A 2,753-nucleotide genomic window follows, 5' to 3' on the forward strand; every position below is an offset into this window, starting at 1 on the left:
TTTTTTATGACAAATGTCATAAAAAACAGTGAAAAATGTAAGTATGATCTTATGACAATCGACAGATGGAATGTAACCGCTTTATTGTTAGAATATAGGTGTCAAATAGAGAAGGGGATGAAATAAATGAAGTATTTAGTATTGGTCAGCCATGGTGAATTTGCCAGTGGTCTGGAAAATGCTCTATCAATGTTAGCCGGTAAAAGAGATGATGTCATCGCTGTCGGATTGAAAGATGGTAAAAGTGCTGATGATTTTGCAGTTACATTTGAAAATGCTATTGCCAAGATCACCAGTGATGATGAAATCGTTCTATTAGCCGATTTGATCGGTGGTTCGCCATTGACTACCGCCTTATCAGTTATTGCCAAAAAAGAAATGACCGATAAATGTCTGGTAATTGGTGGGATGAATCTGCCGTTAGCACTTACTACAGTCTTGATGAAAGATACTTTTGATAATCAGTCATTAGCTTCACAGGTCTTATCAGAAGCTAAGGATGCTTTAAAAGAATTTAAATTGGATAATGATGAAGAAGACGATATATAAGGGAGGAATAAACAATGTCAGTTTCATTTATTAGAATCGATGACCGGATGATCCATGGTCAAACATGTACTCGCTGGGCTCGTGAATATCCATGTGATGGATTGATCGCTGTCAATGACAAGGCTGCCAGCAACAGCGTTTTAAAATCAGCCTATAAAGCAGCCAGCGGCAAGAAGACCTTTGTCTGGACGCTTGATGATTTTAAAAAGAAAGCACAAAAGGTTCTGGACAGTGATACCAGATATTTTCTGATCACTAAAAATCCGATCGATATGTATAAGATCCTGGTTGAACAGGGCTTTAAATGTGGAATCGATACAGTAATCGTCGGTCCCTGCAATGACCGGGAAGGAGCAGTCAAATTAGGAAACAATCAGTCGATCACTCAGGAAGAAGCTGATGCTTTTGAAAAGATAGCTCAGGCAGGATATAAGATCAAATTTGCTTTATTGCCAGATGTGTCAATTGGAACCTGGGATGACTTTAAAGGAAAATTTGGATATTAGAAGGGAGTGCAAGGTAATATGGAAATCAGCTGGATTCAGGCCGCCTTATTAGGACTGTTTGCATGTTTGTCAAGTATGCCGGGATTAGGTGGTACATCAATCGGGAACTATACATTAGGACGTCCGTTAGTTGGAGGACTGGTCTGTGGAATTATTTTAGGAGATATTTATTCAGGAATTTTAGTTGGGGTAGCGATGCAGGTAGTATATATCGCACTGGTAACGCCAGGGGGAACCGTATCAGCGGATGTTCGGGCAGTAAGCTATATCGGGATTCCTTTAGCGATGATTGCCTTGAAAAGCTATGGATTGGATGCCGGAAGTGCTGATGGGGCAGCGATGGCCACTTCATTTGGTACGATGGTAGGAACATTAGGAACCGTATTATTTTATGGAACAGCAACGATCAATCTGGTATGGCAGCATATGGGATGGAAAGCAGTAGAAAAAGGTGAATTTAAAAAACTGTATGCAGTCAATATGGTTTTGCCATGGATCTCACATCTTATCTGTTCTTTTATCCCAACACTGATCATGTGTAAAATGGGGGCACCAATGGTCGAAATGATCAAGAATTATCTGCCAATGGATGGATTGGCAATGATGACCTTATTTACTGTGGGATCATTACTGCCATGTGTGGGAATTGCCATCTTGTTAAAACAGATCGTCACTAAAGCAGTTGACTTCATTCCATTTTTCTTTGGATTTACATTGGCAGCAGCCTTAGGGATCAATCTGGTATCAGCAACAGTAATTGCAGGAATGTTTGCATTGATCAATTATCGAATCAAGATGCTGTCATTAAAGAAAGCAGTAATCGAAGATGATGAAGATGATGACGAGGAGGATATCTAAAATGGAAAAGAAACTAAGCAAAAAGACCTTAACGAAATCATTTCATAACTGGTATTATGGGAATTTGACCTGTTTTTCACAGGAACATATGCAGACATTTGGATATTTATGTTCAATGTTGCCAATAGTAGAAGAACTTTATGATAAAAAAGAAGACCAGTCAAAAGCGATCCAGACATATACAGCATTCTTCAATACTGAACCACAGGTGGGATCAGTGATCGTCGGAATGACGGCGGGATTGGAAGAAGCCAGAGCCAATGGAGATGATGTCGATGATGAAACGATCAACGGGTTAAGAGCCGGGTTGATGGGACCATTGGCCGGGATCGGAGATTCACTGGTGGTAGGAACGGTCATTCCGATCCTGTTAGGGGTAGCGTTAGGAATGTCCGGAGGCGGATCACCATTAGGAGCGATCTTCTATATCATTGTATGGAATTTATTTGCCTATTTTGGAATGCGATTTCTATATTTCAAGGGATATGAACTAGGAGGGAAAGCAGTTGACTTTTTAGTCGGAGCCCAGGGAGAAGCCTTGAGAGAATCGATCACGATGTTAGGAGGGATCGTAATCGGGGCAGTAGCAGCAACATGGGTAAGTGTCAGTACATCATTTACATTGACAGCTGAAGGAGCCAGCGAACCATATTTAAAATTACAGGATACGTTGAACAGTGTCTATCCGGGATTTTTAACAGCAGCATTTGTAATGTTATGCTGGTACTTATTGGCGAAAAAGAAGATGTCACCGATCAAAGTAATGTTACTGTTAGTAGTGATTGCCTTTGTAGGAGTATTAGTCGGATTCTTTAATCCAGGTTTACAATATTAAAAAAG

Annotated in this window: 4 protein-coding genes; all 4 read left to right on the forward strand. The window is 40.3% G+C overall.

Annotated features, from left to right (window positions below; translation table 11 throughout):
• Window positions 1–126: 126 nt before the first annotated feature.
• Genes Q0K54_RS13690 through Q0K54_RS13705 form a run of 4 tightly spaced genes read left to right on the forward strand, consistent with a single transcriptional unit; the run spans window position 127 to window position 2,748 of the window.
• Window positions 127–549, forward strand: a complete 423-nt coding sequence (locus Q0K54_RS13690) for a PTS sugar transporter subunit IIA (RefSeq protein ID WP_294582078.1) — start codon at window positions 127–129, stop codon at window positions 547–549.
• Between the two features lie 14 nt (window positions 550–563).
• Window positions 564–1,055: a PTS sugar transporter subunit IIB gene (locus Q0K54_RS13695; RefSeq protein ID WP_294582079.1), complete on the forward strand. Its 492-nt coding sequence runs from the start codon at window positions 564–566 to the stop codon at window positions 1,053–1,055.
• Window positions 1,056–1,073: 18 nt separating this feature from the next.
• A complete protein-coding gene (locus tag Q0K54_RS13700) occupies window positions 1,074–1,913 on the forward strand; it encodes a PTS sugar transporter subunit IIC (RefSeq protein WP_294582081.1) in 840 nt (279 codons plus the stop codon).
• Between the two features lies 1 nt (window position 1,914).
• Window positions 1,915–2,748: a PTS system mannose/fructose/sorbose family transporter subunit IID gene (locus tag Q0K54_RS13705; RefSeq protein WP_294582082.1), complete on the forward strand. Its 834-nt coding sequence runs from the start codon at window positions 1,915–1,917 to the stop codon at window positions 2,746–2,748.
• Window positions 2,749–2,753 lie beyond the last annotated feature (5 nt).

The sequence above is a fragment of the uncultured Thomasclavelia sp. genome (assembly GCF_944324745.1).
Classification (GTDB): domain Bacteria; phylum Bacillota_I; class Bacilli_A; order Erysipelotrichales; family Coprobacillaceae; genus Thomasclavelia.